The 7,234-nt window shown below is 63.8% G+C and carries 6 protein-coding genes and 1 pseudogene; 3 read left to right on the top strand and 4 right to left on the bottom strand.

The annotated features are described in order from the left end of the window. The coding region (locus tag JWR89_RS24440) for a FecR domain-containing protein (RefSeq protein WP_299720787.1) at positions 1-1,177 on the bottom strand (1,177 nt) is incomplete at its 3' end. A gap of 456 nt (positions 1,178-1,633) precedes the next feature. Between JWR89_RS24440 and JWR89_RS24435 the strand changes: the two genes are divergently transcribed. Beyond that, complete coding sequence (locus JWR89_RS24435; protein WP_299720786.1) at positions 1,634-2,410, top strand: transglutaminase-like cysteine peptidase; 777 nt, start codon at positions 1,634-1,636, stop codon at positions 2,408-2,410. Positions 2,411-2,452: 42 nt separating this feature from the next. Here the strand turns inward: JWR89_RS24435 and JWR89_RS24430 are convergent, their stop codons facing one another. Further along, on the bottom strand, positions 2,453-4,141 hold the full coding sequence (locus tag JWR89_RS24430; RefSeq protein ID WP_299720785.1) for a methyl-accepting chemotaxis protein: 1,689 nt from the start codon (positions 4,139-4,141) through the stop codon (positions 2,453-2,455). 259 nt (positions 4,142-4,400) lie between these two features. On the opposite strand from JWR89_RS24430, the gene JWR89_RS24425 reads away from it, so the two are divergent. Together JWR89_RS24425 and JWR89_RS24420 are read left to right on the top strand one after the other, a co-directional pair. Further along, the gene (locus JWR89_RS24425) at positions 4,401-5,243 is read left to right on the top strand and encodes a glucose 1-dehydrogenase (protein ID WP_299720784.1); all 843 of its coding nucleotides are present in this window, start codon (positions 4,401-4,403) and stop codon (positions 5,241-5,243) included. A 75-nt stretch (positions 5,244-5,318) separates the two neighbouring features. Next, entirely contained in the window at positions 5,319-6,134 is an 816-nt protein-coding gene (locus JWR89_RS24420; protein WP_299720783.1) for a DUF4886 domain-containing protein, read from the top strand. A 98-nt stretch (positions 6,135-6,232) separates the two neighbouring features. Here JWR89_RS24420 and JWR89_RS24415 read toward each other — a convergent pair whose 3' ends face one another. Next, complete coding sequence (locus tag JWR89_RS24415; protein ID WP_299720782.1) at positions 6,233-6,508, bottom strand: hypothetical protein; 276 nt, start codon at positions 6,506-6,508, stop codon at positions 6,233-6,235. Between the two features lie 39 nt (positions 6,509-6,547). Continuing rightward, a pseudogene (locus JWR89_RS24410) lies at positions 6,548-7,234 on the bottom strand (flavin-dependent oxidoreductase); the annotation flags it as partial.

Below are 7,234 nucleotides of genomic sequence, written 5' to 3'. Positions count from 1 at the left end.
CCGGATTTGTCGCGTCGGGATCGTTGATCGTCACCTGATCGCTGAGCTTGAAATGGGTGTTGCCGACAGGCAGCGTGACGACGACAGGCGAAACATCGATCGTCGGTGCCGTGTTCCTCGGGATTATAGTGACAAAGAGCGTGGTCGACGCGTCGGAACCGTTGTTGTTGCCCGGAAACTTGATCGGGACCAGGTTCGGTTCGTCAATCGTCAGGTTCGGCAGTTTGTCGATCCGGTCGTCCAACGGATTCGCCGGCGCCGATCCGCCGGCTCCGTTGCTGCGTGGATTCGGCGAGTAGTTCGGAAAATACTGCTGCAGCGTCTGCTGGATGATGGCCTGCGCCATGGGCGATAGCGGATCGGCCTGTCCCGTGGTCGTGTCGCCGTTACCGAGCACGCTGGTCACCTGGCCGGCCGCATTGACGGTCCCGATGGCCTGGCCACTCGTCTTGCTGTACAGCACATAAGAGCCGATCACGCCGTTGGGCTCGACCAGCACCTGGAATTTCACCGGCGGCGCGCCGCCCTGGCCGGGCACCTCGAAGCCGATTTCCACCAGCACCGCGGTGCCGCGGATGCCCATCGTAGCCACCGGCGTATCGACGCGCATGTCGCCATGCTTGGCGGTTTCGCCGGCGACGAAGGTGATGGTGCCCTGGACTAGGCTGAGCAGCGAGGAGTTAGCCGATCCATTGGGATCGTAGACCATCTCGTTCAGCACCATGCGCGCATTGGCCGACAGGCCGAATACGGTGCCATCAACGAACGTAAGCCCGAGTGCGGAATCCGCGCCGGCCTGTACCACGTCGCCCTTCTGGACGTTGTCGCCGACGTTGAGCATGACCGACACGCCGTTGCGGATCGTGGTCGCGCTGCCGGTCAGCTTGGTGACGGTGCCGATCACTTGGGCCGCAGCGGTGGCGCCGCCGAGCTGTGCGAGCTGGACTTCCCCCGTCAGGGCAGTGACGAGATCGCCGGAAAGGTGCGCGCCATCTGGAGATGCCAGCGTCGCCCGTGTGGACCCTTTGAAGTAGTCCTGCACGACGTAATCATGACCGTCCTTTGACAGAACCAGATCGACGCCGGCGCGCTTGTAGTCCCCGGAAAACAGCAGAGATGCGTAGGGAACCACGACGGCGTGACCGGTCGCGGCCGCCTCGCCGGCCGCGAGGTCGATGCCGGAATGCGTATCGGTCCCGAAATGGGAGAACTGAAATTTCCCGGTGAAGTTCAACTGCCACCGCACATGGTTAAAGATCAGACAATATTGTAGCCATGCATACCACCGCAGGGTGCAATGCGATAGTGGACGGGTACGCAACCTCCTGTGCTGATGGCCTAATTGTAGTTATCCACTTCTTCATTGGTTAATTTAAGTTAACCAAGGCGAAAAAATGAATGCCGCCGGGTGCATCGTGCGACGTCACTACGGGATCAGTCGCCGCGGTACGGGGTGCCGCATTTGATTCAAATTATCACTAAATCAGCAGGCGAGTTTTCAGCGTATTTGACGCTTTAGCGCACCGGTCGCCCTGCTTTAACAGCGCTGCAAATTTCCTCGGTCATCCTCGCCTCGAATGATCCGGCACGTGCGGGCCTGTACCCCGCCGATGTCCGGACACCGGAGCGTCAGATGACAAACTTCCCCCGCGCGCGCGGCTGCCGCGCCACTCTCGTTGCATTCGGTCTGGTTCTGCTCGCTGCCGGCAGCGCGCCGGCCGCCCCCGAGATGACGTTCCGGACCACCGGTCCGGCGGTGCCCGCGGATGAGCCGTTCGGCCAGCTTGCGACCGCTGCCTACGACCGCGTGTTGCGCGACAAATGGCTGGGCGTCGAACGCGAGATCGAGGCCGAACTGCTGGTCCTGAGCCTCTGCGACGAAGACCGTAGCCGCTGTACGTCTCCCGCTGCCTTGCAGTTTCTCACTATCGTCGCTGACGGCCGTGCCCGCGGCGGCCGTGCCCGGCTCGGCGACGTCAACCGGGCGCTGAACCTGGCGGTTCGTCCGGGCAGCGATCTGGCACTCTATGGCGACACGGACGTGTGGCGCTCGCCGCTGGCGCTGCTCGCGGTCGGTGCCGGCGACTGCGAAGATTATGCGATTGCCAAATTCGTGGCCTTGCGTGCCGCCGGCGTAGCCGCCGAAGATCTCCGCCTGGTGATCCTGCATGACAGGCTGCACGACGAGGATCACGCCGTCACCGCGGCGCGGCTCGACGGGCGCTGGTGGCTGCTGGACAACCGCCGCATGGCGATGGTCGAGGATATCGACCTGCCCAACGTGCATCCGCTGTTCGTGATCGACCACAACGGCGTCCGACAGTATGTCGGTCAGTTGCAGATGGCGCTCGGGCAGCGCCCGGCGGCAGACCTCGCAGCGCGGATGGAACTGGCGCAGCGCGTGAAGTAACGGCTGGACCGGCGCGGACGCCGGTCCAGCCTGTCGGCGAGCTTAAGCAGCGCGCACCTTGGTGAGGAATTCGGCCACTGCCGATTGCAGCATGCTGGTCTGGCCGTCGAGTTCGCGGGCGCCGGTGAGGACTTCGCCGGCGGCCTGCCCGGTGGCGGATGCCGCGGCATTGACGCTGCCGATATTACTGGCGATTTCGCTGGAGCCTGCCGCCGCCGCCTGGATGTTGCGTGCGATTTCGCGCGTCGCGGCACCCTGTTCCTCGACCGCCGACGAGATCGCCATCGAGATCTCGTTCATCTTCTCGATCGTGGTGCTGATGCTGCCGATCGCCAGCACGGCGTCGCCGGTGGTCGATTGCATGCTCGACACCTGCGCCGAGATTTCCTCGGTGGCCTTGGCGGTCTGGGTCGCCAGGGCTTTCACCTCGGAAGCGACCACCGCGAAGCCGCGACCGGCCTCGCCGGCGCGGGCGGCTTCGATGGTGGCGTTGAGCGCCAGCAGGTTGGTCTGGGTGGCGATGTTGTGGATCAGTTGCACCACGACGCCGATCTTCTCGGCTGCGCCGGACAGTAGCTGCACGGTGGAATTGGTACGGTCGGCCTCGCCGACTGCCTGACGCGCGATCTCGGTGGACTGCGCGACCTGACGCGAAATTTCCTGCACCGAGGCCGACAGTTCTTCCGCCGCCGCGGCGACGGTCTGGACGTTCGAAAGCGCCTTGTCCGACGCCAGGCTGACGCTGGCGACCCGTTCGCTGGTCTGGCCGGCGGTGGTGGTCATCGAGGTCGCCGTTGCCTGCATGCCGGCTGCCGAATGGGCCACCGACTGGACCACGCCGTTGACGCTGCGCTCGAAGCCGTCGGCGAGGCTGTTCATCGCGGACGTCCGCTCGGCGGCGACACGGTGCTGCATCGCGGCTTCTTCCTGCTCCAGGCCCTTCATGCGGATCGCATTGTCCTTGAACACTTGCACCGTCGCGGCCATCGCGCCGATCTCGTCGCGGCGGCCCGCGCCGGGGATTTCCGCGGCCAGTTGGCCGGTGGCGAGATCCTTCATCCGGGTGCCGAGCTGGCCGAGCGGCAAGGTGATGCCACGGGCGACGAACCAGGCGATCAGGCCGGCGACGACCGCGATGCCTAGGATCGACAGCGCCAGTGTCCAGATGATCGGCTTCAACTTGCTGTCGAGATCGTCGAGGTAGGCGCCGGTGCCGGCGAACATATTCCAGCCGGGAAGGGCGACGGCGTAGGAGAACTTGCGGATCGGATCGGTGGTGCCGGGCTTCATATATTCATAATACAGCGTGACATCGCCCTTGGCGGCGACGCCGTCGCGCAGTTCGCGGGTCAGGGCGCGGCCGTTGACCGCGACGTCCAGCCGGTTGGTGCCGATCTGCTTCGGATCGGGGGTCGCCAGCGCGATCCCGTTCATGTCGTAGGCGAACACGTAGCCGTTGCCGCCATCATAGCTCATGGTGCGGGCGCGCCGGCTGAATTCCTGGATCGCGGCTTCCTTGGTCAGCTCGCCGGCTTCCACTTGCTTCTGCAACCCGAGTGCTACGTTGCGCGCGATATCGACGATGCTGCGGACCTGCTCCATGCGGGCGGTGTGCATTTCCTGTCCGACCAGGCGCGTCGCCTGCAAGCCGGCGGCGCACAGGCCCAGCAGGGTAACGCCGACGAGAATTCCAAGCTTCACGGAAATCGACAGATTGTTGAACAGCTTCACGGTTGAATTTCTCCGAGGCAATGCGGCGAACCATGCGCCGTGATGGTATCAATGGCCAAATCTCGCATGCGCGAATTAGAACTTCCTTAATCGTGATAGACGACGCCGGGTGAAGATTGCGATGCGGTATGATCGCCGCTTAACGCAGAAATTGACGTGATGTGGAGGTTGCTATCGAAACGCCGAAGGCGAAATTCGCCTTGCCCGCAGGCACTTCGGCGTCGTCAAATGCAGCGGTGAAACAAAAGAGGGAAACGAAATGGGACGGCTGGACAACAAGGTGGCGGTGATCACCGGCGCGACGAGCGGTATCGGGCTCCGCACTGCAGAAATATTTATTCACGAAGGCGCCAAGGTCGTCATTGCCGGGCGTCGCTCGGCGGAAGGCGAGGCACTGGCGGCGCGGCTCGGCGACGCCTGCAGCTTTCGCCAGACCGATGTCACTGACGAGGAACAGATCCGCGCGCTGATCGACCACGCGGTGGCGAAATTCGGCCGCATCGACTGCCTGTTCAACAATGCCGGCGGCCCGGCGCAGACCGGTGGTATCGAGGGGCTTGATGTCGATCGCTTCGACGCGGCGATGGCGACTTTGGTCCGCAGCGTCATGCTGGGGATGAAGCACGCGGCGCCGCACATGAAGCGGCAGGGCTCCGGTAGCATCATCAACAACGGCAGCATTGCCGGCCACCAGGCCGGCTTCTCGTCGTCGGTGGTATATGGCGCGGCGAAGGCGGCGGTGATCCATCTCACCCGCTGCGTGGCGATGGAGCTCGGCGAATCCGGCATCCGCGTCAACAGCATCTCCCCGGGCGCCATTGCCACGGGCATTTTCGCCAAGGCGATGGGGCTGTCGGTGGAAGCCGCGGAGCGGACGCCGGTGGCGATGCGCGAGGCGTTCAAGACCGCGCAGCCGATCCCGCGTGCCGGGTTGCCCGACGACATCGCTCTGGCCGCGCTGTTCCTCGCCAGCGACGACTCCAGCTTCATCAACGGCACCGACCTGCTGGTCGATGGCGGCGTCACCGGCGGTCGCAACTGGAGCCAGCAGCAGCAGGGTTATGCCGCCATGCGGCAGGCCTTTGCGGCGCGCGCGGGGTAGGGCTGCAATCCGCGGGCAACGGCGCGCGCGGCGGTGTGCTACAGGCAACGACAACAAAAACGAAGGAAACGTCCGATGACCAGAATTCTCAGCACTCTGTTGATCGCTGCGGCAATCGCCGCCGCTGCGCCGGTTGCGTTGCAGGCGCAGACCAGGCCGAAAGTAACCACGCTAGGTCCGGATTTCCCGAAGACCGAGATGTTCGTCGGCAACAGTTTTTTCTATTACAACAACGGCCTGCCGGGCCATTTGACACTGCTGGAAAAGGCCGCCGATCCCGAAAACAAGGCGCGCTATCGCGCGACGATGGTCACGATCGGCGGCTCCGGCTTCGACTGGCATGACGTCGAGAGCTATTTTCGGCCCAAGGCGGTTGGCTCCTATTCCTTCGACGACAACAACGTCGTGGTGTTTAACCCGCCCGGCAAGCTGTTCGATGCGGCTGTCATGATGGACTGCAGCCAGTGCCCGATCCATCCGCAGCTGAAGTCGGTATTCACGGAATACGCCAGGAAGAACAGCGAGATCGTCCGCTCGCACAGCGCCACGCCGATTCTGTTCATGTCCTGGGCCTATGAAGACAAGCCGGAAATGACGCAGCAACTGGCCGAGGCCTATACCGTCGCGGGCAATGACAACAACGCGCTGGTAATCCCGGCCGGACTAGCCTTTGCGCGGATGCGGGCCAGGCAGCCCGAGCTCAACCTCTATCAGCCCGACAAGCGCCATCCGAGCTTGGCCGGGACCTATCTTGCCGCCTGTGTGACGTTCACCGCGCTCACCGGTCGCTCGCCGGTCGGCAACAGCTATCTTGCCGGGCTGGATGCACCGACCGCAACACTGCTGCAGACGGTGGCGTGGGAAACGACGCAGGACTATTACGGGAAGTAGTTATCCGTAGGATGGGTGGAGCGGATGGACGCGATCGCGCGACCGTCCGCGAAAGCCATCATGCAGGCGTTGATGGGTATCGTTTCGCTCCACCCATTCTACGATGCCTTCATTTCAGGGGCAGTTGAACGGCGGTTGCGGATCGTCCGCCCGCGTTCGCGCAGAAAATCCCGGCCACTATCGGTCAGCTTCACTGACACCTCGCGTCCCGGCACATGCTCCCGCGTCGCCAGGCCGCGATCGACGCAATCCTCCCACACCGTCAGCCGCGGGCACGACGTGCGCCACGCCTCGATCACCTCGGCATAGCTTCGCGGCTCGCGGTCGATCCATTCCAGCAAATCGAGGATCAGCGGATCGAGATCGTTGCGCATGACATTCCTCCATGGTCGAGGCGTTGGTGGTGGCGTTGTTCAAGCCTTCTTCTGTTGCAGGTCCGGCGCATTCACCAACGGGATCGCAACGCGGCCCGGGCCGGTGAGCGTCAGCGCCGCTGCAGCCTTGTCGTTTTCCATGATCTTGGCCATCACCGCCTGTCCGGCGCGCTCGAACACCTCGCGGTTGTCGATCACGAACTGCTGCGATTTGCGTAACGAAGCAATGTAGCCATTGATCTCCGGCACCACGTAGCGCGCCACCATGTCCCAGCTGCGCCTGGTGTTCTCCGGATTGGCCCAGTCGTGCACAAAGCCGACGATGGTGCCGACGCCGCCCGACACCGCCATCAGGTTCTTGATGGTCTTCACCAGATCGTCCGGCCTGCCGATGGTCGATGCCGCGTTCTCGCCGCCCGCGGTCTTCTCGACGGCGTCCTCCGGCGACGTAAACGGCTGCAGTCCGGGCCGCTGCAGGGTGCCGACATTGTATTCGTTGTGCCAGCGCATCAGGCCGGGACCGGCCTCGCGGGCCGCCTGTTCGCGCGTCTCGGCGATATGCCAGCTCAGTAGCACGCGCCAGTTGGCGCGATCGACGATGGTACCATGCTTCTTCGCCGCGTCTTCGGCAAAACCCCATTGCGTCGGCAGCGCCATCAGGCCCTGAGTCGACATCGAGCCCAGCGAGATGATGCCGATGCCGTATTTGCCGGCCAGCGTCATGCC

Source organism: Tardiphaga sp., from assembly GCF_028290785.1.
Taxonomy (GTDB): domain Bacteria; phylum Pseudomonadota; class Alphaproteobacteria; order Rhizobiales; family Xanthobacteraceae; genus Tardiphaga.
This window is presented reverse-complemented; position numbering and strand designations above follow the sequence as displayed.